Source organism: Acinetobacter sp. TAC-1 (assembly GCF_029025845.1).
In the GTDB taxonomy this organism is placed as follows: domain Bacteria; phylum Pseudomonadota; class Gammaproteobacteria; order Pseudomonadales; family Moraxellaceae; genus Acinetobacter; species Acinetobacter guillouiae.
This window is the reverse complement of record NZ_CP118892.1, coordinates 2,724,726-2,751,175: the sequence shown is the minus strand read 5'-3', so window position 1 is coordinate 2,751,175 and position 26,450 is coordinate 2,724,726. Positions and strand designations below refer to the sequence as shown.

The window sequence follows — 26,450 nt, the reverse complement described above, 5'->3', positions numbered from 1 at the left end:
TCAAATTATCTAGGCATCAAAAGTTATTTTATTAATGCATGGCGCAGATGATCGTGCTAAAATAACAGAAATCGGGTGTGTTCCCGATTTTTTTATGCGGATTACTTCCGCGCTGACAGGATTTAGGTTTACAACATGCCCATTTCAGAGACATGGTTATTACCTGATGGTGTAGCTGATGTATTACCAGAGCAAGCGCAAGTAATTGAAAAATTGCGCCGTGAAGCTTTAGATTTCCTCGTATCACGAGGTTATCAGCTGGTGTATACGCCATTCATCGAATACATCGAATCTCTTTCTTCTCTCTCCGAATCGAATCAAGATTTAGACTTAGCCACTTTTAAAGTCATCGACCAACTTTCAGGTCGTTTACTTGGTGTGCGTGCCGATATGACACCACAAGTGGCTCGTATTGATGCCCATGTACATCAAGTACAAGGTGTGGCGCGTTACTGCTATGCAGGAACTGTACTTCATACTAAACCACAAGGTTTTAATACCACGCGTGCACCACTTCAGTTAGGTGCAGAGTTATTTGGTTCAGACAGTATTGACGCAGACGTTGAAATGATCGATGTGATGCTCAATCTGATTAATACCGCGGGTTTAGCTGATGGTATCCATCTTGATTTAGGGCATGTAGGACTGTTTAGAAGTCTGGTAAAACATGTGGGTTTAAACAAATCAACAGAAAGCCACTTATCTGATTTGTATCAGCGCAAAGCACTACCAGAACTTGCTGAATTCACTCAAGATTTAGAATTCGGTTCTGATTTTTATGCTTTAGGTCGTTATGCAAGTGATCTGGATGCATTGCAAGCGAATATTAGCGCAGAAATTTTTGCTGATGAAGCATTTAAAAATGCTTTTGAGGTACTTAAAACAACATATACAGAAATTCAAGCACGTTGGCCAAAACTCAATATTGGTATCGATGTTGTAGAGCTTCGTTCATACCATTACCACACTGGGTTAATGTATGCCGTGTATGCACCAAATCGTGCTGCACCGTTGGCACAAGGTGGTCGTTATGATGGTATTGGTGAACACTTTGGACGCGCGCGTCCTGCAACGGGCTTTTCTTGTGACTTGTATTCCTTAAGTGCGGGTCAACGTCAGCAGATTGAAAAAGTGGTTGCACCGAAAGGTACCGAATCCACTTTGCTGGATGCGATTGCCGTAGCACGTCAACAAGGTTTAAGTGTAATTCAGTTATTGGGTAATGACGATTTAAACTCAGTTCCAAATGCAACCCACCAGATGGTGAATGTTGCTGGTGAGTGGAAAATCGAAACAATTTAAGTATCAGATTGAATGTTCATGTCATTCGATTTGGTTTTCTATTTTAACAGCATGATGTAATGAGGCTATTATGGGCAAAAGTGTTGTGGTACTCGGTACCCAATGGGGCGACGAAGGTAAAGGTAAAATCGTTGACCTGCTCACAGATCAAGCAGCTGCGGTAGTACGTTATCAAGGCGGACATAACGCAGGGCATACGCTCGTCGTTGGTGGTAAGAAAACAGTTCTTCACCTCATTCCATCAGGTATTTTACGTGAAAACGTACTTTGCTTAATTGGCAATGGTGTTGTACTTTCACCTGAAGCATTGATCAAAGAGATGGATATTCTTGAGAAAGAAGGCGTACCCGTTCGTGAACGTCTGCGTATTTCTCCAAACTGTCCGTTGATTCTTCCTCACCATATTGCACTTGATCAAGCGCGTGAGAAGAAACGTGGTAATGCCAAAATCGGTACAACGGGTCGTGGTATTGGTCCTGCTTATGAAGATAAAGTAGCCCGTCGTGCGATCCGTGTTGCGGATTTAGTTCGTGGTGGCGAACATCTTAAAGCACAGCTTGAAGAGCTTCTTGAATATCATAACTTCCAATTGACTCAATTCTTCGGCGTTGAAGCAGTTAAAGTTGAAGATGTGTTGGCACTTTGTGATCAATGGCGCGAAGTGGTTAAGCCATTAGTTTTAGATGTGATTACAACATTGCATGACTATCGTAAAGATGGTGCAAACATCATGTTTGAAGGTGCGCAAGGCTCACTTCTTGATGTCGATCATGGTACATATCCGTATGTAACTTCATCGAACACTACCGCTGGTGGGGTAAGTTCTGGTTCAGGTCTTGGTCCATTGCATCTTGACTATGTTTTGGGAATCACCAAAGCCTATACAACTCGTGTAGGTGCGGGTCCATTCCCAACTGAGCTTGTTTATGATGCTGCCAATGATGTTGGTGATGCAGTTGGTAAACATTTGGGTACTGTGGGTTCAGAATTCGGTGCGTCGACTGGTCGTCAGCGTCGTTGTGGTTGGTTTGATGCTGAAATCTTACGTCGTTCTGTAGATGTAAACTCATTATCAGGTATTTGCTTAACTAAACTTGATGTTTTAGATGGTTTGGAAGAAGTAAAAATCTGTATCGGTTATGAAGCAGCAGATTCAGGTTGTGTGGGTTCTACAGATGCGCTTGCATTTGAAACATTAAAACCAATTTATGAAACTATGCCTGGTTGGTCTGAGTCTACGTTTGGTGCGAAATCATTGGATCAATTGCCACAAAATGCAATTAACTATGTAAAACGTATTGAGCAGTTGATTGAATGTCCTATTGACATCATTTCAACAGGTCCAGATCGTGACGAAACAATTGTGATGCGTCATCCATTTGATGCTTAATTGATTCAATCTTAAAAAGCTCCTTCGGGAGCTTTTTTATTGTTATTATTTTTAGGTGTTTTAAATAAAGTGTGATTATATTTTGATTTTTTTTGTAAAATGCAACATAATTCAGCCGCTAAGAGCTGAGCTTCGTTTTGAAGCTTGCAATAAGATCTATGAAATTTGGTGAAAATAATGATTAACAAGAAACTATTACTTGGCTTAGGGTTGGCTATAGGCTTAACAGGGTGTACGACTGTTGCTGAATTAACGGGTAATGATTCTGCGACTTTAAACCTCAATGCAGCAGCAGATTATAAACTTCTTGTTGAAGATGCAAAGGCACAAAAAGCACTTGATACAACATCTGCAACATATAAACGAGTCAATGCTGTTTTCTTAAAGATGAAACCTTTTGCTGATCAAGCAAATCAAACGGGTCAAAAATTTGACTGGCAATTGAGTGTGCTTAAATCCAATGAACTCAATGCATTTGTCATGCCTGGCGGTAAGGTTGTGTTCTTCACAGGTATTGTCAATCAATTGAAACTGACTGATGCTGAAATTGCTGCCATTATGGGACATGAAATGACCCATGCCTTAGAAGAGCATTCTAAACGTGGTGCTGGCGCAACTGCAATTACAGATTTTGCTGTGAAAATGGGCAAAACCTATGCGGGCGATAAATTGGGCTCAGTCGGCACTCAAGCTTTAGATATCGGAAGTAAATATGGTGTAGGTTTGCCATATTCACGTAGTTTAGAGTCATCTGCTGACCGTGGTGGATTAATGCTTATGGCGAAAGCTGGCTATAATCCTGAAGCAGCAATCAGCGTTTGGCAAAAAATGAACAAGATCGATGGTGGCAGTAATAATGGGGTACAGAAGTTCACTTCAACACACCCATCAAATAATGACCGTATTTCAGATTTAAACAAAAACATGGTTGAAGCAAAGCAAATCTATCAATCTGTGATTAAAAAGTAATTTGATTGTAGAACGCTAAGCCCGATGTAAATCGGGCTTTTTATTTACAGCTAAAAAAGACTAAAGTCGATATCAATTAGACTAGGTTTTCAAGTTTAGCTTGTTAAAATGTATTTTTAGATACACATTGAGTTTGTAGGATGCAAAAGAATATATCGAGCACGATATTTTATTCTCTGATTTTTGCTATGGGTGGTGCTCCAACGATCGCAATGCTGATTATTCAGGCTCAGACCAATGATCTGAATATCATCAATAATGCATTGCTTGGTCTGAGTGTGATGGTTGCATGTGTACTGGTTCCTATTATTTTGATCCAGAATGCATTTTTGTTGATCAAAAGAAATGATCAACATTTAGAACAAAAGATTATTCCATTGAAAAACATATATTTGATGCTGAATGTAATTTGTCTCATATATTGGTTGGCGATTCAATTTTTGTGATATTTCACTTACATAATTAATATGAATTAATGGATTTTATTGATTTATCCTTATGTAACATTTGCATATAATCCACAATGCTTTTATTTGTTCTCCATGGAGTTGATTATAATGAACAATAAATTAATGCTTAGTCTTTGTGCGGCGACTGCCATTTCAATTTCAGGGTGCTCAACTATCGCGGATATGGCAGGTGCTGATTCTGCAACGCTTAATTTAAATGCAACACAAGGCTTTAATAAAACAGTGCAAGAAGCACGTTTGAATAAGACTCTAGATACAACTTCTGCAACTTATAAAAAAGTGAATGCAGCATTTATTCGATTAAAACCTTTTGCTGATCAAATGAACCAAACGGGTCAACGATTTGATTGGCAATTGGCGGTACTTAAGTCAGACGAAATCAATGCTTATGTTGCACCTGGTGGTAAAGTAGTTTTCTACACAGGGATTGTAAATCGACTGAATTTATCTGAAGCTGAAGTTGCTGCGGTGATGGGCCACGAAATGACCCATGCTTTAGAAGAGCACTCTAAACAAAAATTAGGTGCGCAAGCGTTGACCAATCTTGCAGTTGGTATTGGTAAATCTTATGCAGGCAGCCAAATTGGTGAATTAGGTAATGCAGCGCTCGATTTGGGAAGCCAAGTCGGGGTAGGCTTACCGTACTCACGTAGTTTAGAAAGTCGTGCAGATGAGGGCGGCTTAATGATGATGGCGAAAGCTGGCTATAATCCTCAAGCGGCAATTACCTTGTGGGAAAAAATGGCGAAACAGGGTGGAGGAAAAGGTTCTGCATTACTGTCAACACATCCATCTGATGTCAATCGTATCAATGCAATGAAAAAGAATTTACCTGCTGCAATGGCAGTTTATACTGCACGAGGCGGAAGATAAGTTTTTTGATAAAACCTATCGAATAGAAAAGGATGCTTATGCATCCTTTTTTTATTGAAAACAATGTAGAACAACACGTGTTTTAAAACCAGTACTTAAGGTGCGGGGTTTGGCTGCTGCTGATGAATCGCATCTATTTCCAATAAAATTTCTTCAGACAATTGGGTATCAAAGGCCTGAATATTCTCTTTTAGTTGGTCGAGCGTAGTCGCACCAATAATGGTACTACTCACAAAAAATTGTTGTTTAATAAATGCCAAAGCCAATTGGGTAAGTGTTAAACCATGTTTTTCTGCAAGCTGTGCATATTGTTCAGTTGCCCAATCACTTTGTGGATTGCTATAGCGGCTAAAGCGAGAAAAAAGCGTAATACGTCCTTTTTCAGGGCGTGCGCCGTGGCGATACTTTCCAGTTAAGTAACCAAAGGCCAAGGGGGAGTACGCGAGTAAGCCCACGCCCTCATATTGTGCGATCTCAGACATCCCAATTTCATAAGTACGATTGAGCAAACTATAAGGGTTTTGTACACTCACAATTTTTTCTAAGCCCAATTGTTCAGCTAAATGTAAAAACTTTAAGGTACCCCAAGGTGTCTCATTAGACAGGCCGATATGGCGAATGCGTCCTTTTTTCACTTCTTTTGAGAGTGCTTCTAAGGTTTCAGCAAGCGGGGTAATCTCTTGTGTACGTGCGGCGAGTTGATTGCTGTAGCCCAGCGTGCCAAAGAAGTTAACAGGGCGTTGTGGCCAATGCAGTTGATAAAGATCTATATAGTCTGTTTGTAAGCGCTTGAGCGAGCTATCAATAGCACTACTGATCTCTGCTTCTATAAACTTGGTATGCCCATCACGAATTTGACTGCCACCTTGTTGGGGGCCTGCAATTTTTGTGGCAATGATAAGTTTGTCACGCTGACCGTTTTGAGCAATCCAATTCCCAATGATGCTTTCAGTCGACCCCTGTGTTTCTGGTTTAGGGGGTACGGGATACATTTCAGCAGTATCCCAGAAATGAATATTTTGATCGAGTGCATAAGCAAGTTGTTCAAATGCTTCATTCTGATTATTTTGTTCACCAAAGGTCATGGTACCTAAACAAATTTCAGGGACCACAAGATCAGAATGCCCTAAACGATTTGACTTCATTTTATGTCCTTCAAAATTAATATTCAGTATCTTATGAGAATAATAACGTAATTTAAATTTGATAACTAAGTGAAAGAATGTTTTTAATTATCAAAATAAGATAAAGTTATCTGATTCTTTTATAAAATGCTCATTTTAGCTTGGTCTTGTTTTATAATATGGTCATGAGACCAGCTCACAGTAATTCTCTGTGTATTTATCGCAACATGAAAAAAGCAAACTCGGGAGTTTGCTTTTAAACTATATTTTAACTTTTTGACAATATTTGATATTTATCCCATTCAACATAATTCTTTAAGGAATTAAATTCTCAAATTTGTTCCCAAGCTTTATTCATCATCTGTGCTTAGTTCGTCTTCAGAAAAATTAGATTCTTCCAAAGATACATCAAATATAAGGATGGCTTTACCGTCGGTTTCGATCATGCCTTGTTCTTCAAGTGTTTTTAGAACACGACCAACCATTTCACGGGAACAACCCACGATACGACCAATTTCTTGGCGAGTAATGCGGATTTGACGGCCGTTTGGCAAGATCATCGCTTCAGGCTGTGCTGAAAGATCAATTAAACAACGCGCAATACGACCAGATACATCAATAAATGCAAGGTCAGTTACTTTGCGTGTTGTATTTTTTAAACGACGAACAAGTTGTGCAAATACGGCATAACTTAAGTCAGGATATTGTTTACTAATTTCGTGGAAATTATCATATGAAATTTCAGCAATTTCACATACGTCACGGGTTCTTACTTCCGCAGTACGTTGTGGATTTTGCTCAAATAATCCCATTTCCCCGAAAAAGTCCCCAGGGTTCAAATATGCAACAACAATTTCACGCTCATCATCTTCACGTAAAATAATTGAAACTGAACCTTTTAAAATTAAATACAGTGATTTTGACTCTGAACCTGCATCAATAATCGTTGAGCGTTTTGGAAAACGATTGATGTGGGCTCTTTTGAGCAAAGCTTTGACTGACTCAGGTAGTTGACCAGGAGACAAAGCATCTGTACTAAGTTGTGCAAAATTAGAAGACATGCTTAAAAATTCCGAATTGGATAATAACTAGATCTGTTGATCTAAATTGAACTCGTCACGTAGAAGCAGTAGAGATGAAATTCCTTATCAACTCATTTTATGCTAGTGTACAGGTACCCCGTAAATTTATAGCTTTTTTTAGGTAGTTGCAATGCAAACTAGCGTTCATTGGTTAGAGAATGTTGCTTTCGAAGCAAAATCAGAAAGTGGTCATCAAATTGTGATGGATGGTTCTGCTGAATATGGTGGTGAAAACCGTGGACCACGTCCTATGGAACTCATATTAATGGGACTTGGTGGGTGTGCTTCATTCGATATTGTGACCATTTTAAAGAAATCTAGGCAAAATGTAACAAATGTTGTTTGTCAGCTCAAAGCGGATCGCGCAGACACGATTCCAGCTGTATTCACGAAGATACATTTACATTTTGTGGTAACAGGGCATGATGTAAAAGAGAAGCAAGTAGCTAAAGCTGTTGAATTATCAGCCGAAAAGTATTGCTCAGCAAGTAAAATGCTGTCCGATGGTGGTGTTGAAATCACCCATGATTTTGAAATTATTTCCGCGGAATAACGGAATTAATTTTAAAAAAGCCAATCAAAAGATTGGCTTTTTTTTAACGTGTTTTGGCTGCTTAAGTTGGTGACTTATTCGATCAAAATTAAAAAAAATAAATTATTACAAAATGTGTATTTGTTCAAAAAAAGCATTTTTGAAACAAGTGTTCAAAGGTTTCTTCGCATTTTTCTTGCTAAATTAAGGTGATAAAAATAATTGTGGGTCAATTCTGGCATTATTTAAGCTCATTCCCCAGTGTAGATGTGGACCTGTTACTCGTCCTGTTTTACCCACCAATCCCAATAATTCACCTTGTTTCAAGATTTGGCCTTTTTCTACATTGATTTTACTGAGGTGGCAAAACATACTGATCAGACCTTGTCCGTGATCAATCATGACGGTATTCCCATTAAAGAAATAATTGCCTGTCGCAACCACCGTTCCCGCAGCTGGCGCAACAACTTTTTGTCCGATGGGGGCAGGGATATCTAAACCAGAATGTGGGGCACGCTCTTCACCATTAAAAAAGCGTTTACGACCAAATGAATTACTAAATTTTCCTGCTGTAGGTCTGATGAATTTTGGAAAGTCTTTCCATTGTGCAGGGCTAAAAGAGCTGTAAACACTATTTTGTTCTTTCGCTTCTTGGCTATAACGATCAAGTTGTTCTTGATTTGGATTGACGTAATCTTGATTTTTTACATTGAGGCGCTGCTCAGCGTATTTAAATGGCTTCACTTCAATATTAATTGGGCCAGTAGAGCTTTGTAATTGCAGTGTACCCAGTGGTACTGAAAGCGGAATACCAAAAACAATATGGTTTACTGAATTTTCACCATCCACGATCAAGACAGGTTTGTCTTGGTAAGTGACATTTAACACGGTTTTAGCAACAGGAATAACCGCTATGCCACCTGCACGACGTGAGTCTTGAGGTAAGGCAAAGGATTGAGTTGCTATAATTAAGCTAGATAGTAGGAAAAGTTTTTTGATTGAAGGCATAAATAATATACATGGTTTAATTTTTTGTAGTATCTCGCTTTTTGATTCAGATGCTCAAGCATGTGATTGTTAAATTATAAGTAGAGTATTTTTAAATCACTAATTTCATCAAAGCATCAAGTCTTAAAGATGGACTATACAAGCTTCACCTCGAAAAATCGCATGCCTAATTAATTAAGCATGTGATTATGATCGATCAATAAAATCATTAAGAACTAAAAATTAAACGCTAAAGTTTAAAATTAGGATTTATAAGGTTTAGCACGGCGCAGCTGATGTAATACTGAAACCAATAAATCAATTTCCTCAGTGGTATTATAAAACGCAAGAGAAGGGCGTACCGTACGTTCAACACCGAAACGGCGTAAGATCGGTTGAGCACAATGATGCCCAGTACGCACAGCGATACCATACTGGTTGAGTACTTTCCCGACCTCTTCCGTTTCATAGCCTGCTAGTGTAAAAGACATCACACTGGCTTTATTTAATGCAGTACCTATCAGACGTAGACCAGAAACACTTTGTAGTGCATGTTGACCATATTCAAGCAAGTCATGTTCATAACATGCAATGTTATGGATTCCAATGCTTTCTACGTATTCTAAGGCAGCACCTAAGCCAACAGCATCTGCAATATTCCCCGTACCTGCTTCAAATTTATTTGGTGCAGGTTGATAGACCACATTTTCAAACGTCACATCCTGAATCATATTTCCGCCGCCTTCCCATACAGGCATGCTTTCAAGTAATTCAGACTTGGCATAGACAGCGCCAATACCTGTTGGGCCAAAAACTTTATGCCCAGAAAACACAAAGAAATCGGCATCTAAGGCAGTAACATTGGTGGGCATGTGCGAAACAGACTGAGCACCATCAATCAAAACTCGCACACCTGCTGCATGCGCCAATGCAATAATTTCTTGAATAGGCGTTACAGTACCCAAGGCATTAGAAACCTGTGTAATTGAAACCAGCTTGGTTCTAGGATTGAGCAATTTTACAAATTCCTCAATCTGAATCTGACCAGTATCATCTACAGGAATTACACGGAGTTTTGCACCAGTTTCTTTACTGAGTTGGTACCAAGGCACAATATTGGCATGATGCTCAAGATGGGACACAATGATTTCGTCTCCCGCTTGAATATTCTGCGTACCCCACGATTTTGCGATTAAGTTAATGCCTTCTGTTGTACCTCGAACAAAGATGATATTTTTTGCTGAAGCAGCCCCAATAAAGCGAGCAACAACATCACGTGCATGCTCATAAGCATCACTGGCCCGTGCTGCAAGTTCATGTGCTGCACGGTGAATATTCGAATTTTCATGTTGATAGAAATATGAAATTCGATCGATGACCGCCTGAGGTTTATGGGTGGTGGCTGCATTATCCAACCAAACCAATTGCTTACCATTTACACGTTCTTGTAGGATGGGAAAATCCCGACGGATTTGCAAAATATCAATGGGTTGATAGTTCTGAGCATTTGCTGGTATTTGCACATCTGAATGCGGACGAACAGCTTCAATGGTAGGTGATTGAAGAAAATAATAACCAGACGCTGCGGTTGCAGGTTTGTCGTTACGATCTTGTAATACACTTTTTAATTGCTGGTCATCAGTCACATGATAATCATCAAACGCATATGGATTTTTAAGCACATCAGTTTGAGCCACATTTGTATTTACTGTTTGGGCGCTGGCAACGTCAGGGTGAGGCAGATCTAAAAAGTAATAACTCGATTGCGCCTGATGTGGCGCAGTCGTTGTTAGGTTTGATGGTGCAGTGTGTTGTGTGATTTGTGTAGGATTCAATGACAAATCTAGCTTTTGTCCGATAGCAAATGGATCAGGAGTATTTGCACCCCCAACGATGGGCGAAGAAGATAGAATTCTACGCTCAGGATGATCGGCGGTCGGTTCTACATAGTGATGTGTAGAATCTGGATTTAAATTTGCCTGTTGCACAATGGCAGGTATACGTCCAGACAATGCAGCAATAGGATCTTTAGGCTGTGGTTGATGGCTAACACCTTGAGATCGTTGATCGGGTAGATCAAAGTTAAAACCTTGTGGGTTTTGTTTGGGTAAAGCCGAAAAAAATTCAGCAGCCAATTGAGCAATGACAGATTCACTGATGGGTGCATCATCAATATGATCAGAAGAAATATCTGGAGTAGCTTGATTATTTGTAAGTTGTTGGATAGTCATGGTACTTGTCTACCTCCACATCTTCGAGCACAGCGAGTGCATCATCTGTCAACACAGCAAGAGAACAATATAAGGAGATTAAGTAAGAGGCGATTGCATTACGATTGATGCCCATAAAGCGTACAGATAGGCCCGGTGCCTGTTCACCTGCAAGGCCTGGTTGGAATAAGCCAACAACACCTTGACGCTTTTCACCGACACGTAACAAGATAATTTTGGTTTTGCCGTCTTCAACTGGAATTTTATTTGAAGGAATCAGTGGAATGCCGCGCCAAGTGATGAACTGTGAACCAAATAGACTCACAGTTGGTGGTGGAACACCACGACGGGTACATTCACGTCCAAAAGCCGCTATCGCATCGGGATGTGCTAAGAAGAAGCCCGGTTCTTTCCAAACTTTGCGCAGTAAATCATCAAAATCATCTGGTGTGGGTGCACCTGTCAAAGTGGAAATACGTTGTTCATCTGCAACACTTGCCAATAAGCCGTATTCAGGATTATTGATCAATTCACTTTCTTGACGTTCTTTAATGGTTTCGATGGTTAAGCGTAACTGTTCTTTGATTTGATCGTGAGGACTACTATATAAGTCAGAAACACGGGTATGAATATCCAGAACTGTAGAGACACCATTTAAAAAGTATTCACGTGGATTAACTTCATAGTCGACAAAAGTTTGTGGAAGTGTTGCTTCATCACGTTGTGTACACGCCACCTGAATGTCATCGGTATTGCTGACTTTGTTGACACGGTAAATACCCGCTTCAACAGGGGTCCATTGCAATAAATGTGTTAGCCAACGTGGTGTAATGGTGGAGAGTTGTGGTACTGTTTTTGTCGCATTGGCAAGTTGACGAGCTGCTTGATCATTCAACGCTTGGCGTGTGACTTCTTGGTTCTTAGCCATGTTTTAATCCTTGGTGGTATTGGAAATTAATTATTGATTACTGGTTTGATTTAAAAATGCTGTTGTTATCTTCTCCAATAAAGTAAAAATTTTGCTCTTGGGGTTTAATTGCGCTGTATATTTATTGGATTAATTTGAGGTTTATTGCGTGCGTTTTATTGCCATTTTCGAGGATTGATAAAAAATCATAAGGGGAATAAAGCAAAAGCCTTATTCCTGACGCCAAGGTAAATTGTGGAAACGCCATCCATTAAAAGAACCACGATGATCATTTTCATCAAGGTCGCCTTCAAAGCCTTGTTCAATATTGTAAATATTTTCAAAACCCGCATTAAAAGCCACATTTGCAGCAGCAGCGGAACGTTTACCACTGCGACAAAGCAGAAGAATAATCTTGTCTTTTCCAATTTTAGTTTCAAGTTCTTTGGCAAAGCGTGGATTGCGGTTCAGCGCAGTTCCTGTTGCCCAAGGGATATGCACGGTATCTTCTACATAGCCGACAAATTTACGTTCTTCGTTGGTGCGTACGTCGACAATCACCACATGTCCTGCTTTAAACAAAGCCCATGCTTCATGAGGCAAAATCGTTCCCGTAAATTCTAGATAATGATCTTCAACACGTTGTTTTGCTTGTTCAAAGATATTTTCAATTTGAGCCGTTGTTAATTCGGTAAAGTGTTGTTGATTTAAACTTGTCATTTCATTTGCCTTTTTTCAGACTTAAATCACGTCTAAGTCATCATGTATCAGATGTATTGATAACAACTATAATGATTTTATATATTCAATAAATTAATAAAAATTGAATTGCTTATTCTTATTTTGAAATAAGGTTTAAATGATTTTTAAAGATATCTTTATACGAAGAATGTTTATCTACAAGATTGCTAATAAAATAGTATCAAGGGTCTGCTAGCATTTCATATTATAGTTTGCGTTGTAAGTTAAAATGAGCACGAGGCGTATATGTCGTAACGCATGGGATAAGGAGAATAGCCAGCTTATTTCTGCGTTTTATAATGTAGGCTGAGATAATTTTAACGATAACCGAGAGTAAGAACAAAGCACTGCTTTGTTTGCAGTCTAAAGCGTAGTTGAGAGACTAGAGTGTTTTTTGCCGCTACTTCGTTACGAACTACTAGTTTAGATGACTAAATTTCGTATTTCGTGCCTCGGATCGCCTAAAAAACACTCGTCGTCGCAAACGTAAACGAATTGCCAACAGACCCTGTTCATTCAAAGTGAATAATAAAATTTCATGTTAAGCGCATGGATTGTGAAAAGTCATTTCAGTAGGTAAATATATGACCCAATGGAATATCCCCAATATTGTGGATGAGCTACAACAAGCTCGAAATGAATGGCGTACTCAACGTAAAAGCTTAAAAGACTTTGGCGGTAGGGAATTACCTTCAAAAGATGAAATTAAGAAAATCATGAATGATCTGTGTGGCATCTTGTTCCCCATGCGACTGGGGCCACCTGACCTACGCCAACAAAGTGAAAATTTTTATATTGCACATGCACTTGAGAAAACTTTGCACTCATTATTGGAGCAAGTCAAACTCAATTTAACCTATGATTATAAATATAAAAAGCACAACGAAAATGCTGATGTGATTGAGGTATTGGCACAAAGTATCGTCAGTGAATTTGCGCAAAAATTACCAGATTTACGCCGTATTTTAGATACAGATGTGATTGCGGCCTATGATGGTGATCCAGCAGCGCGAAGTGTCGATGAGGTTTTATTGTGTTATCCGGGTATTTTGGCAATTATTTACCATCGTATTGCACATGAGTTTTATAAAAAAGACTTGTCACTGTTGGCACGTTTAATTGCTGAGATTGCACATTCAAAAACTGGCATAGATATACATCCGGGTGCACAAGTTGATCAAGGTTTCTTTATTGATCATGGTACAGGTGTGGTGATTGGTGAAACCTGTATTATTGGTAAAAATGTGCGGATTTACCAAGCCGTAACGCTTGGTGCTAAACGTTTTGAAATTGATGATTCTGGGCGTTTACAGAAAGAATATGCACGTCACCCAATCGTAGAAGACAATGTGGTGATCTATGCAGGTGCAACTATTCTTGGGCGTATTACTATTGGTCAAGGCGCTGTAATCGGTGGGAATGTATGGATTACTCAAAGCGTTGCAGCAAATAGTGCGGTTTCTCAAAGTTCTGCAACCAAGTCAGAAGTGTAAATGCATTGAAAGCTTAATAGGTTGCGTGGCTTAAAATTTTTATGCGGTTAAAATGCTTCATTCAGAAAGTGGAATGATGTAGTAAGTTTGATCAACCGAGATGATCAGTTTATTTCTAATTTGATATATCCAAGCAGTGTCAATGGGCAGCTTAAATTGTTTATTTTGCCCATGTTGTTTGATTTCAAATACATCATAGCCAATCGGTGTAAACCAGAATATATAATGATTTCCTGAACCTTGAACGTCATCAATACTTTGATATTTTAGATATTTGGCATTTACAGTGGATAACTCTACTGGCTTTTTGCATTCAGGCAGTCTTATTTCATCTGCTAACTGTGGCAGAAATTTGGAAAAATCACGACTATAGAGATAACTTTGTGGTGTTTTTAAGAGCTGTGTTTCGTGATCAAGAATTAAATAGCATTCTGCTTGGTGCTGTTGTAGATAAAGCTTTAACTGTTGAATGAGCTTTAAATTAAATGGTTCGGCAGGTTGAGCAAGATAATCATCTGGTGAAAAATCACGTTTTGGTTGTTCAGGCTTGTCTCTAAAAATATCTTTGAAATTTTCGATTACAGATTGCTGCTGTTGTTTATGTTCTTTTTGAGCTTCTGCGGCTGCTTTGGCCGAAATATATTGAGGATCAAAATAAACCGTTGTGCCATATTCTAAGACTTTCTTTTGATATGTTTTTTCTTGCACCATTTGCTCTAAAATTGTCTGAGCAAATGCAGTATAGGAAAATGAAGTCATGGCCGTTGAATTTTGTGTCTGTGCATTGAACAAATAAGCTTGCATTGGATCATTCACACCAGATTGAAATGTTTTTATAGTGATGAGAAAGTGATTGTGATTTAAGGCGACAATTTGATCGATCAATTGATTTGTTTGCGCAGCAATGAAATGAGGCTGAATCTGTTGATCATGATTTAGATCGTAAGTACATATTTTAAAATTCTTTACAGGATTTTGTTTTAAATGACTTTCAGGGCAATTGTAGACAATAAAATTTTCATTGATGGCTTTTCTATTCATATCATCAGAGGTTTTAAACCATGTGAATTCTATGCCTGATATATTCGGTGTTAATTGCTGGATATGTTGGTGCGGAAATTTTTCACTATTTGGCGATTTGTAGCCACAGGCATACAGTGCAGATACTGCAATTAATACAGATAATGATTTACCGAAAGTCAACATTGTTCTTATACTAAAATCTCTCAATACTCCTTACTCTAAAAGCATATCGTTGAAAATACAAACGCTTAAAAAACTAATCTTCTATATTTTTCCATCATCTTACTTGAAAAATAACGTTTCAGCACAGATATTAATACTGAAATCTATTCCAAGTGTTTTGGTAAGCTTTTGAAAAATATATAAATTAATTCACTATTGCTATTGAAATCGAAAAAAACGTTCCCATTTATTATTCAAGTACAAAATTTGTTGTGAGGAATAACAAGAATGCGATTTGAAAAATTTACGAACCGCCTGCAGCAAGCCTTATCTGATGCACAATCTCAGGCAATGGGTAATGATAATACCGCAATTGAGGGTATTCATATTCTTTCTGTTTTATTGGAAGAACCATCCAATCTTAGCCTGTTGCAACAGTCAGGCGCCAATCTACCTGAGTTAAAAACAAAACTGCAAAAAGCCTTAACAGACGCGCCAAAAATTGGAACACCAACTGGGGATATCAATTTAAATCCTGAAGCTGTGCGTGCGCTTAATTTGGCAGACAGTTTTGCTCAAAAAGCCGGAGATGAATTTTTATCTACGGATTGGGTGATCTTGGCACTTGCTGAAACAGGTGCAACCAAAACATTGTTAACCAGTGTAGGTGTAACAACTGACAAACTACGCAAAGCAATTGAAAATATTCGAGGTGGCGAACAAGTTATGGCAAATAACCATGAAGATCAGCGAGATTCACTCAATAAATATACTGTAGATCTTACGGCACGTGCTGCGGAAGGCAAACTCGACCCTGTAATTGGCCGTGATGAAGAAATTCGTCGTACCATCCAAGTGTTGTCACGTCGAACTAAAAATAATCCTGTATTGATTGGTGAACCGGGTGTCGGTAAAACAGCGATTGTGGAAGGTTTGGCACAGCGTATTATCAATGGTGAAGTGCCTGAAGGCTTAAAGGGTAAACGTGTTTTATCGTTAGACTTAGGCTCGTTGTTGGCTGGTGCAAAATACCGTGGTGAGTTTGAAGAACGTTTAAAAGCCGTACTCAAAGATTTAGCTAAATTTGATGGCGAAATCATCCTGTTTATTGATGAGCTACATACGCTTGTTGGTGCGGGTAAAGGTGATGGCGCAATGGATGCAGGTAATATGTTAAAACCTGCATTGGCACGTGGTGAATTACGTTGTGTGGGTGCAACAACACTGGATGAGTATCGCCAATTTATTGAAAAAGATGCAGCTTTGGAACGTCGTTTCCAAAAAGTTCTGGTGGATGAACCAAGTGTTGAAGACACCATTGCAATTTTACGTGGTCTAAAAGACAAATATGCAACGCATCATGGTGTGCAAATTCTCGATTCTGCAATCATTGCAGCCGCGAAAATGTCACATCGCTACATTACAGACCGTCAATTGCCAGATAAGGCGATTGATTTGATTGATGAAGCAGCATCACGTATCAAAATGGAAATTGACTCAAAACCTGAGCCACTTGACCGTTTAGACCGCCGTTTGATCCAGTTAAAAATGCAATTGGAAGCGGTGAAAAAAGATGCAGATTCAGTCAGTAAAGCTGAAGTTGAGCATTTGGAAAAACAAATTGCAGATGTTGAAAAAGAATATAGTGATTTGGAAGAAATTTGGATTGCAGAAAAGCGTCTAGTCGATGGTACAAATCAGGCGCAAATCGAACTTGATAAAGCACGTACTGCATTTGAAAAAGCACAACGTGAAGGTGATTTGGCAGAAGCAAGTCGTTTGCAATATGGGGTGATTCCAGAGTTGCAAAAACGCTTAAATGAAGAAGAGGTTGCGGAAGTCAATGAAGAACCAAAACTGATTCGTACCAAAGTGACTGAAAATGAAATTGCAGAAGTGGTCAGTGCTGCAACCGGTATTCCTGTGTCAAAAATGCTACAAGGTGAGCGTGAGAAATTACTCCATATGGAAGATTTCTTACACAACCGTGTGGTGGGACAAGATGAAGCTGTAGTTGCTGTCTCAAATGCAGTTCGTCGTTCACGTGCGGGCTTATCTGATCCAAATCGTCCAAGTGGTTCGTTCTTATTCCTTGGACCAACAGGGGTGGGTAAAACTGAGTTAACCAAGGCTTTAGGTAACTTCTTATTTGACAGTGATGATGCGATTATTCGTATCGATATGTCAGAGTTTATGGAAAAGCATTCGGTGAGTCGCTTGGTGGGCGCACCTCCAGGTTATGTGGGTTATGAAGAAGGTGGTGTTTTAACTGAAGCAGTCCGCCGTAAACCGTACAGTGTGGTGTTATTTGATGAAGTTGAAAAAGCTCATCCAGACGTATTCAACATCTTATTACAAGTGTTGGATGATGGTCGATTAACTGACTCACAAGGCCGTGTGATTGACTTTAAAAATACCGTGATTGTGATGACATCGAACTTAGGTTCAAGTGATGTACGTGAACTCGGTGAAGGTGCCAGTGATGAAGATGTTCGTTTAACGGTGATGAATGCCGTATCACAACATTTCCGTCCTGAGTTTATTAACCGTATCGATGAATTGGTGGTGTTCCACTCGTTGAAAAAATCACAAATTCGTGGCATTGCGGATATTCAATTGGATCGTTTACGTTCACGTTTATCTGAACGAGACATTGGATTGAAAGTCGATGATCAGGCCTTTGATATTCTGATTGATGCTGGTTTTGATCCTGTATATGGTGCGCGTCCACTTAAACGTGCAATTCAACAACAGGTTGAAAATCCATTGGCTCAGCAAATCCTTGCCGGTCAATTTACAGCAGGTGATACCATCTTAATCAGTGCTGAAAATGGTCAACTTGATTTTGGTAAATTAAAATTAAGTTAATTTATCCAGCAGTATAACCGAAGCCAACTACCGTAAGGTGGTTGGCTTTTTTATTGGATACGCATTTATATTTTTGCGTGTTACAGATTCCGATCAGTAGGATTTTCGCGTTCTACATAAGTGTAAGCATTGGTGCAAGAGGAAGTAATATTGATGGATAGCACTTGTGAAAGGTAATTGAGGTTGATTGAGCAGCAGAATGCCACATTAAGACTTTCGCATAATAGGGAAAACACTACACATCATAGAATTGATGCAAAGGTTTAGTGCCTGTTTAATTCCCCAATCAAGCATCCAGAGCTATAGGGATGCATAGATTTATAAACCATTCTAAACCAGCAATTGGCATAGTCTTGGCTTTTTATCATATTATTTTAATCATCAGATATTTATGCGTGTTTATTTCGGTTTTACCTATTATCGGGTTTTTCATGAATTTATTGAAAAAACGGTCAAAAATTGATAGTTTTTCAATGAGGAATAATAAGAAAGGAAAAGTTGATCATGATGATCAAAGATAAGGACAAATCTGATTATTTAAAAATACTCGGTTTTCTCTTGATGGCATTTAGTTCGATAGAGGCATTGGCAGATAAATTAGATGATCAAGATCTTGCGGAGCAATCTGTAGGTGTGGTTAAACTGTCACCCATTATTATTAAAGCTGTCAAGGATAATGCACAACAACCTGTCGAAGAGCAAAATAACCTGCATAAACAAGTTGCTCAGGAAAGGTCAGACGATGCTAAAAAAGATGAAATTTATTCTACTGTGTTAACTGATTTCGAGTGGCAGAAAAAAGACCCAGATCCAAATCAACCTGGGGATAAATATTTAAAGCCACTTGAAAAATATAGAATAATCGAGGTTGGCTATAATCCATATCAACGCCATGATGTTCGAATTACAACCCAAGATCGTGTCACACTTTATATAGGACATGAAATTGACCCCGTGGCTTATAAATAAGCCCGAGGTCTAGTATGATTAAACAGGGAAGTGTTTAATTTTCCATGCTCTATGGATTTTTTGATTACGTTTGAAATCTAAGCCAATCGTTTCATTGGTGATCTCTTGTACATCAAACATTGCATCGATTTCTTCATCCATCTCAAAACCACGATAGTTATTTGAGAAATACAACGTTCCCTCTGTGGTTAGACGATTCATTGCACGTTTAAGTAAAGAAATATGGTCACGTTGCACGTCAAAAGTACCATAGAATTTCTTTGAGTTTGAGAAGGTTGGTGGGTCAATAAAAATCATGTCATATTGTTCATGACCTTCTTTTAACCATTCAAAACAATCACTTGAGAAGAATTGATGCTGTTCATCAGGATGATCAACCGTTAAGCCATTCAAGACAAAGTTTTCTTTAGACCAATTTAGATAAGTATTGGATAAGTCAACACTTGTCGTACTTGCAGCACCACCTAAAGCAGCGTGTAGACTTGCTGTAGAGGTATAACTATACAGGTTCAGGAAATGCTTTCCTTTAGCTTCAGCTGCAATACGTAGACGCATTTGACGGTGATCTAGGAATAATCCAGTATCCAAATAATCAGTCAAGTTGATTAAAATTTTGGCTTTACCTTCTTGCACAATAAAACGTTTAGATGCAGTACTTTGTTTTGCGTACTGAGTTTTACCTTCTTGACGGGCACGAGTTTTGATAAAGATCGCATCACGACCTAAACCAGTTACAGCACGGATTGAAGCCAAAGCAAGGTTGAAACGTTTTTTGGCTTTTTCTGGGTCAATGGTTTTTGGTGGTGCATATTCTTGAACATGTAAACGATCACCATACAAATCTACAGCGACATTAAAGTCTGGTAAATCTGCATCATAGAGACGTAAACAATAAATATCTTCTTTTACAGCCCATTTTTTCAAAGCTTGCATATTTTTTTGCAAACGATTGGTAAAGTCTTCTGCACCTTCAATTTTTTCAAATTGTTGAGGTTGCCAATCTGCAAGGAAAGGTTTAACCACAGCTGCTGGCTTAATATCACCAAAACGAATATAAATTGGCAATTTACCATTCATTAAACGTAAGATTTGTGGATTGTTAAATGCCAATACATCAGCTTGTTCAACAGCCGCTGCGATAACGGCAGCATGTTGATTCGGGAAATTCTTTTGTAGAAGTGCTGACAGGCCCAGATATAAAGCTCGGTTAGAGGCTTTTTCCCCTAAACGCTCACCATAAGGTGGATTGGTGACAATAAATGAAGTTTTGCCTTCAGCTTGGAAATCAGGCCAATCTGCTAAAGTACGCTCTTCAATTTGAATTTGATCCAGTTGTTGCTCAAATCCAGCAGCAATAATATTTTGTTTGGTTGCTTTTACTGCTTCCCAATCTGCATCATAGGCATAGAATTTAGGTAAAGGTTGTTCTAGGGCAACTTTATGACGTTCAGCTGCTTCAGCTTTAATCGACATCCATAACTCATGATCATGCCCATTCCAGCCATTAAAGCCAAAACGGCGCACCAAACCAGGTGCACGATCAGTTAGGATCATCAATGATTCAATAATAAAGGTTCCTGAACCACACATTGGGTCAAGAATAATTTCTGGATTGCGTTGTTTAAGCTGTGCTTTTTGTAGGATAGCGGCGGCTAGGTTTTCTTTAATCGGCGCATCTGTCATAAAACGACGATAGCCACGCTTATGTAAAGAATCTCCAGATAAATCTAAACAATAGGTGTGTTCAGTTTTTCCAGCAAGCACATACAGAGTAATTTCAGGCTGTTTAATGTCGATACTTGGACGTTTTCCTACAGCTTCCATGAAGGAATCAACCACACCATCTTTAACACGTAAAGTCGCAAACTGTGTGTTGACTTTAATATCACGTTCTACGTGAAGACGAATTGCGAAAGTACTTTGTGGTGCAAAAATAAGTGACCAATCAAAATTGATCGCACCTTCATAAAGTTCTTCTGCAACGTCACGTGCATCATGGGTAAATTCAAGTTCATGAACATGGATTGGTGTCAGTACACGAGAAGCCAAACGTGACCACATACAAACACGGTATGCATCTTCGAGTTTGCCTTTAAAGATTAAACGTCCAGGAAATTTTTCAATATCTTGAATCCCTAAACCTTGAATTTCTTCTTGCAGTAAGGTTTCTAGTCCATCTGCACAGGTAACCCAATATGTAGAAAGACGTGGTTTCGAATTCATGAATATTTCCAAAGACATTAAAAAAGCAATCGCGTATTTTAGCGTATTTTGATGACGAAAACTTATAGAATGGCCTTTTAAGTCCGAAATTTTATAAAAAGTACCAAATTCAGTTAAAAATTTGGGTTTTTTGCTTGAAATATATTCAAATATCAATATGTAGATAAGATCAAATAACGAATTTAAAAAATGCTCAGTCTTATTGTTTCAATGTTTATTTTTTCGCTGTCTATGTCGATTTCACCGGGACCTGTGAATTTGACCATTTTAACCAGCAGTATGAATTATGGTGTAAAAGCAACTTTTGCATTTATTTCAGGGGCGACCATTGGTTTTACCTTGTTATTGGCATCAGTCTGTTTTGGTTTGTATCAAATGATCGTGATCTATCCTGTACTTCTTGATGTGATCACGATCTTGGGGACAGTTTTATTGTTGTGGATTGGGCTCAATATTCTACGTGCAAAAGGGACCGTTATCTCAAGTCAACCCCATGATGAAGCAAAAATACCAACCTTTATACAAGGTGCATTGATGCAATGGCTAAATCCTAAAGCATGGATTGCCGCAGTGGCGGGTACAGGGCTATTTTCAACGGGGCATATCCATGCTGTTTTATTGGTTTTTGTAGCGATTTATTTTGTTGTCTGTTATCTATCTTTATTGCTGTGGGGGATTGCTGGTGAAAAGTTAGCAAGTTTTTTAAATACAGGAAATCGGGCGCGTCTTTTTAATATCGTGATGGGTGTGTTATTAATTTTGATTTCATTGGAAATGTGTTGGCGCTATTTTTATCATTAAAATTTGATTTAACTTTCTTACATTCAATGTAAGGCTTAAACATGGATTTATTTTTACAATTGCACTGATGTATTGAACAGAATAGTGTCGCTGATAATCATGATGCTTTAGTTGATCGGCTAGGTCAAATGACTAAAAAGCAAAAAAATCGAAACATTGAGCAAAGCTCTGAAATATTTGAAGTATTACTGATTTGCATCAAGTCATTGATCATAAATGAAGCTTATGTTTTTGTATGAACTTTTAGAAACTCTTGGTTATCAATTCATTTTTGTACTTTTGAATCATAGATGGTGATCCTATCGTGAGGCGACAGGGATGTCGCCGTTGGGCGGGGGTATAGGACGTACCCCTCGCACGACGGAAGATTTTTGTCACTTTTCATCTCTGAAAAGTGAGGCATCGCCTACGCAAAGCTATTTAAACTTTGAATATAAGGTGTGGCATTGCAAGATTTTTAGAATTAAACAATTTATTTTTCTCATGTAATTGATTTAATTTAAAATATTGATTAAGAGAAATTATATTCTTGTGTCTGAGTTTTTTGACAGATTGAATATAGTTCATGATGAACGCAAAGTGCATACGGGGCAATTTCTAGATCTATTTGAAGCTCCGCAATATGTGGGTTGAGTTCTAGTCGGTAAACTTTTAAATAGAGAATAATGTGTATGCATTATTAATTCATTTTATGGTGTGATTTTGGTACACAATTTGCTTAATTATCCATCGTATTGGCTCAGAAATTTAATTGAATTTTTAATGAATTAATAAATATGGGGATTTCTATGCAAGATCTTAACAACAGCAGATTTATTGCACATGCAGATGCGTTTTCCATTGGGGCATTAATCTTAACGCGATTAAGACGTGTGACAGGGCGTGTGATTGATGTGATGTATTTAGTGGATAATAAAAGCTATGCACAGTATGTGATTGATATGTCATTGGCGACTCAAGATCCAGAATTAAATCGTCATGCCTTGCGCTTACAGCATTTATTAGAACAGGAACAACCAGCTTCCTCTGTGAATACAGTAACGACAACCCAAGTTGAACAAAGCGAGGACGCATATGTTTCTGGTGCAACAGAAGAAGAAATTTATCGAGCACAAGTTTCACATCACTATATTGGTGCATTGAGATAAGTTGGGCAATAAGCTCTAGCTATAGCGTTAGAGCTTAATTGATACAGTGTGATAAAAATTAAAACTCATTTATAGTATTTTTAAGCTGAGGATAAGCTGTGAGACAATCACTTGAGTTATACGAAATTCAATGCAGAAATTAGCAAATATTTAAAAAACCACCAAATGATTTACGTGGGTACGGCTGATGAGTCGGCACAACAAACTGAGCTGCGATTAAGTCATTATCATCAAGCAAAGGCTGTTGTGTTTAAACTGTGGGTTGAACAGAAAAAATATAAAGAATTGATCTCATGTGCGCATGGGCGTTGGTATCCTTATGAGGATTTTACTCTGCCATTGGCACAATATTTTGCTGCTCAACAGGATTTGCCATATTTAAAATTTCTTTGTGAACACGAGATCCGCTTTCGTTTAGAAGATACCTTAAAGTGCTTAAAACGTGTAAAAGAATACGATGTGACATTAACCAATATACAAATATCGGAATATCTATTGCATGATTTTGATTCACAAAAGTACCATCCCATAGCAGAATTACTTAAATGGCGTAATCAAGCCTTGCTGAGACTAGATGCTTATATTGAGCTGTTAAAAGATCAATCAGATATTGACTACCTCAATATGATTCAGCAACTTCGAGAAAAATTGATGAACTTAACGCTCAAACTGGCAGATTTAAAGCAGATCAAATTTAAAATTTGATCGCTGACTTTTATGACTATTTGTCCAAAACTTCAACTGCCAAAGAAAAAGAAAATCTGTATAATACGTTAACTTAACCTCTAAGGAATCTCTCATGCACTTGGCGGCATTGCATACACCGAGTCAGATTCAACTCAATAATGACGGAAACTTAAAGCATTTCCTGACCATCGAAGGTCTTTCTAAAGCAACCCTCACCAAAATTCTAGATACAGCCCATTCCTTTATAAATGATCAAAATCAACTGATAACGACACCACTTTTAGAAGGTCGTACAGTGATGAACTTATTCTTTGAAAATTCCACACGTACACGAACTACTTTTGAAGCGGCTGCAAAACGCTTATCTGCAAATGTATTGAACATTGATATCGCACGATCAAGTACTTCAAAAGGGGAAACATTGCGCGATACACTATGGAACCTCGAAGCGATGGCAGCAGATATTTTTGTTGTACGCCACTCTTCATCAGGCGCAGCGCATTTTATTGCTGAAACAGTTTGTCCGCATGTTGCAATCATCAATGCTGGAGATGGGCGTCATGCTCATCCAACTCAAGCAATGTTAGATATGTTAACCATTCGCCGTGAAACGGAAAAGAATTTTGAAGACATTAGTCTGGCGATTATTGGTGATATTAAGCATTCGCGTGTTGCACGTTCAGATATCGCAGCGTTACAGACTTTAGGTTGTAAAGATATCCGTGTAATTGCACCAAATACTTTGCTTCCGTGTGGTTTTGATGAGTATGGTGAAGGCGTTCGCTTGTTCAATAAAATGGATGAAGGCATTAAAGACTGTGATGTGATCATTACTCTACGTATTCAAAATGAACGTATTGATTCACCAGCTTTGTCGTCACAAGCTGAATTTTACAAAATGTATGGTTTAAATAAAGATCGGCTTGCCATGGCTAAACCTGATTGTATTGTTATGCATCCGGGACCGATGAACCGCGGTGTAGAGATTGATTCTAGTATTGCTGATGGTGCACAGTCGGTAATTTTGCATCAAGTGACCAATGGTATTGCAGTGCGAATGGCTGTTTTGGCTTTGGCAATGCAAGGTCAGTTGCAAGAGAAAGGTTTGTTAGAAGCAATTGCGGTTTAAGGTTAAGGATAAAGTCATGAGTAGTGTAAAAATTGAAAATATACGTGTCTTAGACCCAATTAAAAAAATTGACACTGTACAAACGGTTTATGTTGAACATGGAAAAATAGTCGAATCATCTGCCAATGTCGTAGATACCATTGACGGACAAGGAAAATGGTTGATACCGACCATGGTGGATTTGTGTGCACGATTACGTGAACCAGGTCAGCAACAGCATGGTACCTTGAAATCAGAAGGTAAAGCGGCACGTGAAAATGGTATTTTGCATGTATTTACTCCACCTGATTCAAAGCCAATCGTGCAAGACAATGGCGCTTTGATTCATGGACTTGTAGAAAAAGCCATGTTAGATGGTGGTATTCATTTACAAGTGATTGGTGCGCAAACTCAAGGTTTAAATGGTAAACAACCCGCAAATATGGCAGGTTTAAAAAAGGGTGGTTGTACTGCCGTTTCAAACGCCTATGCAACTTTTAAAGATGATGATGTGGTTCTGCGTACCTTGGAATATGCGGCTGGTTTAGACATGACCGTGGTGTTTTATCCAGAAGAGCATCAGATCGCAAAAGACGGTTGTGTACATGAGGGGTTTATTGCCTCACGTCAGGGACTACCGATGATTCCAGCACTGGCTGAAACAGTTGCTATTGCGAAATACCTATTGATGATTGAAGCAACAGGTGTCCAAGCGCACTTTGGTTTGCTTTCAAGTGGTGCATCTGTAGAGTTGATTAAAATTGCAAAAAGCAAAGGTTTGCCTGTGACGGCAGATGTTGCAATGCATCAATTGCATTTAACAGAACATTTAATTGATGGTTTTAATTCTTTGGCACATGTGCGCCCACCATTGCGTGCTGAAAATGACAAAGAATTACTGCGTCAAGGTGTCAAAGACGGTGTGATTGATGCGATTTGTACCCATCATGAACCTTTGAGTGGTTCTGCGAAATTAGCGCCTTTTGCCGAGACGTTACCCGGTATTAGCGCATTTGATACCTATGTGTCTTTTGGGGTGCAATTGGTTCGTGAAGGTTTGTTTGAGCCTTTAGAATGGGTTGAAAAAGTTACGCTTGCCCCTGCAAAAGTGGCCAATATGACGGATCGTTGGGTCAAAGAGTCGGGTTGGGCTTTGGTTGATCCAGATCTAGAATGGGTTGTTAACAATGACAGTATTTTATCTCATGGAAAAAATACGCCATTAATCAATCAAAAAATGGTCGGTAAAGTACTGCAAACGTTTACTGCCTAAGCTGTAAAATTTACATAAGCGCAAAAATTGAAACAAAAAGCCAGCATAAGCTGGCTTTTCAAATAGATATTGAACACGCTGTGCTACAAAAAGCTATTATAACTATTA

Annotated in this window: 22 protein-coding genes; 14 read left to right on the top strand and 8 right to left on the bottom strand. The window is 38.7% G+C overall.

Going from position 1 to position 26,450, the window contains the following annotated elements:
• Positions 1-135 precede the first annotated feature (135 nt).
• From PYV58_RS12900 to PYV58_RS12880, 5 genes are all read left to right on the top strand, one after another.
• Positions 136-1,302, top strand: a complete 1,167-nt coding sequence (locus tag PYV58_RS12900; protein WP_034614525.1) for an ATP phosphoribosyltransferase regulatory subunit — start codon at positions 136-138, stop codon at positions 1,300-1,302.
• 70 nt (positions 1,303-1,372) lie between these two features.
• Positions 1,373-2,692, top strand: coding sequence for an adenylosuccinate synthase (locus PYV58_RS12895; protein WP_004721148.1), 1,320 nt, complete (start codon positions 1,373-1,375; stop codon positions 2,690-2,692).
• A 177-nt stretch (positions 2,693-2,869) separates the two neighbouring features.
• Positions 2,870-3,661: a M48 family metallopeptidase gene (locus tag PYV58_RS12890; RefSeq protein ID WP_004820958.1), complete on the top strand. Its 792-nt coding sequence runs from the start codon at positions 2,870-2,872 to the stop codon at positions 3,659-3,661.
• 140 nt (positions 3,662-3,801) lie between these two features.
• Positions 3,802-4,107, top strand: a complete 306-nt coding sequence (locus PYV58_RS12885; protein WP_034614531.1) for a hypothetical protein — start codon at positions 3,802-3,804, stop codon at positions 4,105-4,107.
• Positions 4,108-4,218: 111 nt separating this feature from the next.
• Positions 4,219-5,004 carry a M48 family metallopeptidase gene (locus tag PYV58_RS12880; RefSeq protein WP_004721143.1) on the top strand — a complete coding sequence of 262 codons (786 nt, stop codon included), beginning with the start codon at positions 4,219-4,221 and terminating at the stop codon, positions 5,002-5,004.
• 95 nt (positions 5,005-5,099) lie between these two features.
• On the opposite strand, the gene PYV58_RS12875 is transcribed toward PYV58_RS12880, so the two are convergent.
• Positions 5,100-6,149, bottom strand: a complete 1,050-nt coding sequence (locus tag PYV58_RS12875) for an NADP(H)-dependent aldo-keto reductase (RefSeq protein ID WP_034614535.1) — start codon at positions 6,147-6,149, stop codon at positions 5,100-5,102.
• A 329-nt stretch (positions 6,150-6,478) separates the two neighbouring features.
• The gene (crp, locus tag PYV58_RS12870; RefSeq protein ID WP_004721139.1) at positions 6,479-7,189 is read right to left on the bottom strand and encodes a cAMP-activated global transcriptional regulator CRP; all 711 of its coding nucleotides are present in this window, start codon (positions 7,187-7,189) and stop codon (positions 6,479-6,481) included.
• 151 nt (positions 7,190-7,340) lie between these two features.
• On the opposite strand from crp, the gene PYV58_RS12865 reads away from it, so the two are divergent.
• On the top strand, positions 7,341-7,763 hold the full coding sequence (locus tag PYV58_RS12865; RefSeq protein ID WP_004721138.1) for an OsmC family protein: 423 nt from the start codon (positions 7,341-7,343) through the stop codon (positions 7,761-7,763).
• A 183-nt stretch (positions 7,764-7,946) separates the two neighbouring features.
• Here PYV58_RS12865 and PYV58_RS12860 read toward each other — a convergent pair whose 3' ends face one another.
• The 4 genes from PYV58_RS12860 to PYV58_RS12845 form a co-directional block, all read right to left on the bottom strand.
• Positions 7,947-8,750 carry a peptidoglycan DD-metalloendopeptidase family protein gene (locus PYV58_RS12860; RefSeq protein ID WP_034614538.1) on the bottom strand — a complete coding sequence of 268 codons (804 nt, stop codon included), beginning with the start codon at positions 8,748-8,750 and terminating at the stop codon, positions 7,947-7,949.
• A 242-nt stretch (positions 8,751-8,992) separates the two neighbouring features.
• On the bottom strand, positions 8,993-10,960 hold the full coding sequence (locus PYV58_RS12855; RefSeq protein ID WP_034614541.1) for a family 2A encapsulin nanocompartment cargo protein cysteine desulfurase: 1,968 nt from the start codon (positions 10,958-10,960) through the stop codon (positions 8,993-8,995).
• Positions 10,935-11,867: a family 2A encapsulin nanocompartment shell protein gene (locus PYV58_RS12850; RefSeq protein WP_004721119.1), complete on the bottom strand. Its 933-nt coding sequence runs from the start codon at positions 11,865-11,867 to the stop codon at positions 10,935-10,937. The genes PYV58_RS12855 and PYV58_RS12850 overlap by 26 nt, the downstream gene beginning before the upstream one ends.
• Positions 11,868-12,077: 210 nt before the next feature.
• Positions 12,078-12,566, bottom strand: coding sequence for a rhodanese-like domain-containing protein (locus PYV58_RS12845; RefSeq protein WP_004820984.1), 489 nt, complete (start codon positions 12,564-12,566; stop codon positions 12,078-12,080).
• 605 nt (positions 12,567-13,171) lie between these two features.
• Between PYV58_RS12845 and epsC the strand changes: the two genes are divergently transcribed.
• Positions 13,172-14,080: a serine O-acetyltransferase EpsC gene (gene epsC, locus PYV58_RS12840; RefSeq protein WP_004820985.1), complete on the top strand. Its 909-nt coding sequence runs from the start codon at positions 13,172-13,174 to the stop codon at positions 14,078-14,080.
• A 57-nt stretch (positions 14,081-14,137) separates the two neighbouring features.
• On the opposite strand, the gene PYV58_RS12835 is transcribed toward epsC, so the two are convergent.
• Positions 14,138-15,286: a hypothetical protein gene (locus PYV58_RS12835; protein WP_034618156.1), complete on the bottom strand. Its 1,149-nt coding sequence runs from the start codon at positions 15,284-15,286 to the stop codon at positions 14,138-14,140.
• A gap of 267 nt (positions 15,287-15,553) precedes the next feature.
• Here PYV58_RS12835 and clpB point away from each other — a divergent pair, with 267 nt between their 5' ends.
• Together clpB and PYV58_RS12825 are read left to right on the top strand one after the other, a co-directional pair.
• Entirely contained in the window at positions 15,554-18,133 is a 2,580-nt protein-coding gene (gene clpB / locus PYV58_RS12830; protein WP_004820987.1) for an ATP-dependent chaperone ClpB, read from the top strand.
• Positions 18,134-18,637: 504 nt separating this feature from the next.
• On the top strand, positions 18,638-19,102 hold the full coding sequence (locus PYV58_RS12825; RefSeq protein ID WP_004820988.1) for a hypothetical protein: 465 nt from the start codon (positions 18,638-18,640) through the stop codon (positions 19,100-19,102).
• An 18-nt stretch (positions 19,103-19,120) separates the two neighbouring features.
• Here PYV58_RS12825 and rlmKL read toward each other — a convergent pair whose 3' ends face one another.
• Positions 19,121-21,325 (bottom strand): bifunctional 23S rRNA (guanine(2069)-N(7))-methyltransferase RlmK/23S rRNA (guanine(2445)-N(2))-methyltransferase RlmL, encoded by a 2,205-nt coding sequence (gene rlmKL, locus PYV58_RS12820; protein ID WP_004721106.1) that lies wholly within the window; start codon positions 21,323-21,325, stop codon positions 19,121-19,123.
• A 189-nt stretch (positions 21,326-21,514) separates the two neighbouring features.
• Between rlmKL and PYV58_RS12815 the strand changes: the two genes are divergently transcribed.
• From PYV58_RS12815 to PYV58_RS12795, 5 genes are all read left to right on the top strand, one after another.
• Entirely contained in the window at positions 21,515-22,126 is a 612-nt protein-coding gene (locus PYV58_RS12815; RefSeq protein ID WP_034618157.1) for a LysE family translocator, read from the top strand.
• Positions 22,127-22,914: 788 nt separating this feature from the next.
• Complete coding sequence (locus tag PYV58_RS12810; protein WP_034612908.1) at positions 22,915-23,274, top strand: hypothetical protein; 360 nt, start codon at positions 22,915-22,917, stop codon at positions 23,272-23,274.
• A 111-nt stretch (positions 23,275-23,385) separates the two neighbouring features.
• On the top strand, positions 23,386-23,979 hold the full coding sequence (locus tag PYV58_RS12805; protein ID WP_034612905.1) for a hypothetical protein: 594 nt from the start codon (positions 23,386-23,388) through the stop codon (positions 23,977-23,979).
• Positions 23,980-24,073: 94 nt separating this feature from the next.
• Positions 24,074-25,090, top strand: a complete 1,017-nt coding sequence (locus tag PYV58_RS12800; protein ID WP_034612902.1) for an aspartate carbamoyltransferase catalytic subunit — start codon at positions 24,074-24,076, stop codon at positions 25,088-25,090.
• 16 nt (positions 25,091-25,106) lie between these two features.
• A complete protein-coding gene (locus tag PYV58_RS12795) occupies positions 25,107-26,342 on the top strand; it encodes a dihydroorotase (RefSeq protein ID WP_034612898.1) in 1,236 nt (411 codons plus the stop codon).
• Positions 26,343-26,450: the final 108 nt, after the last annotated feature.

Excerpts from the sequence above, each read along its gene's own strand:
- PYV58_RS12900 (WP_034614525.1), top strand. The coding sequence starts at position 136 with ATGCCCATTTCAGAGACATGGTTATTACCTGATGGTGTAGCTGATGTA.
- PYV58_RS12895 (WP_004721148.1), top strand. The coding sequence starts at position 1,373 with ATGGGCAAAAGTGTTGTGGTACTCGGTACCCAATGGGGCGACGAAGGT.
- PYV58_RS12890 (WP_004820958.1), top strand. The coding sequence starts at position 2,870 with ATGATTAACAAGAAACTATTACTTGGCTTAGGGTTGGCTATAGGCTTA.
- PYV58_RS12885 (WP_034614531.1), top strand. The coding sequence starts at position 3,802 with ATGCAAAAGAATATATCGAGCACGATATTTTATTCTCTGATTTTTGCT.
- PYV58_RS12880 (WP_004721143.1), top strand. The coding sequence starts at position 4,219 with ATGAACAATAAATTAATGCTTAGTCTTTGTGCGGCGACTGCCATTTCA.
- PYV58_RS12875 (WP_034614535.1), bottom strand. The coding sequence starts at position 6,149 with ATGAAGTCAAATCGTTTAGGGCATTCTGATCTTGTGGTCCCTGAAATT.
- crp (WP_004721139.1), bottom strand. The coding sequence starts at position 7,189 with ATGTCTTCTAATTTTGCACAACTTAGTACAGATGCTTTGTCTCCTGGT.
- PYV58_RS12865 (WP_004721138.1), top strand. The coding sequence starts at position 7,341 with ATGCAAACTAGCGTTCATTGGTTAGAGAATGTTGCTTTCGAAGCAAAA.
- PYV58_RS12860 (WP_034614538.1), bottom strand. The coding sequence starts at position 8,750 with ATGCCTTCAATCAAAAAACTTTTCCTACTATCTAGCTTAATTATAGCA.
- PYV58_RS12855 (WP_034614541.1), bottom strand. The coding sequence starts at position 10,960 with ATGACTATCCAACAACTTACAAATAATCAAGCTACTCCAGATATTTCT.
- PYV58_RS12850 (WP_004721119.1), bottom strand. The coding sequence starts at position 11,867 with ATGGCTAAGAACCAAGAAGTCACACGCCAAGCGTTGAATGATCAAGCA.
- PYV58_RS12845 (WP_004820984.1), bottom strand. The coding sequence starts at position 12,566 with ATGACAAGTTTAAATCAACAACACTTTACCGAATTAACAACGGCTCAA.
- epsC (WP_004820985.1), top strand. The coding sequence starts at position 13,172 with ATGACCCAATGGAATATCCCCAATATTGTGGATGAGCTACAACAAGCT.
- PYV58_RS12835 (WP_034618156.1), bottom strand. The coding sequence starts at position 15,286 with ATGTTGACTTTCGGTAAATCATTATCTGTATTAATTGCAGTATCTGCA.
- clpB (WP_004820987.1), top strand. The coding sequence starts at position 15,554 with ATGCGATTTGAAAAATTTACGAACCGCCTGCAGCAAGCCTTATCTGAT.
- PYV58_RS12825 (WP_004820988.1), top strand. The coding sequence starts at position 18,638 with ATGATGATCAAAGATAAGGACAAATCTGATTATTTAAAAATACTCGGT.
- rlmKL (WP_004721106.1), bottom strand. The coding sequence starts at position 21,325 with ATGAATTCGAAACCACGTCTTTCTACATATTGGGTTACCTGTGCAGAT.
- PYV58_RS12815 (WP_034618157.1), top strand. The coding sequence starts at position 21,515 with ATGCTCAGTCTTATTGTTTCAATGTTTATTTTTTCGCTGTCTATGTCG.
- PYV58_RS12810 (WP_034612908.1), top strand. The coding sequence starts at position 22,915 with ATGCAAGATCTTAACAACAGCAGATTTATTGCACATGCAGATGCGTTT.
- PYV58_RS12800 (WP_034612902.1), top strand. The coding sequence starts at position 24,074 with ATGCACTTGGCGGCATTGCATACACCGAGTCAGATTCAACTCAATAAT.
- PYV58_RS12795 (WP_034612898.1), top strand. The coding sequence starts at position 25,107 with ATGAGTAGTGTAAAAATTGAAAATATACGTGTCTTAGACCCAATTAAA.